This is a genomic window from Mesorhizobium sp. M8A.F.Ca.ET.161.01.1.1, assembly GCF_004792105.1.
GTDB lineage: Bacteria > Pseudomonadota > Alphaproteobacteria > Rhizobiales > Rhizobiaceae > Mesorhizobium.
Window position 1 is genome coordinate 1 of record NZ_SRTD01000248.1, and the last position, 339, is coordinate 339.

Annotated in this window: 1 protein-coding gene; it reads left to right on the top strand. The window is 71.4% G+C overall.

From position 1 onward, the window contains the following. A partial coding sequence (locus tag EN804_RS35560; RefSeq protein WP_135922371.1) for a DEAD/DEAH box helicase occupies window positions 1–339 on the top strand: 339 nt, incomplete at both ends.

Here is a 339-nt window from a genome sequence, read left to right on the forward strand (position 1 = left end):
CGCCGCTGGGACTGGTGGTGGCGCCGACACGCGAGCTGGCGCTGCAGGTTCGGCGCGAACTTGAATGGCTCTACGAGCTGACCGGCGCGACCGTCGCGTCCTGCGTCGGCGGCATGGACATGCGCGGCGAGCGGCGAGCGCTGGAGCGCGGCGCCCACATCGTCGTCGGCACGCCGGGCCGGCTGCGCGACCACATCACCCGCGGCGCGCTCGACATGTCGGCGCTGAAGGCCGTGGTGCTCGACGAAGCCGACGAGATGCTCGACCTCGGTTTTCGCGAGGACCTCGAATTCATCCTCGACGCCGCCCCCGCCGAGCGCCGCACGCTGATGTTTTCCG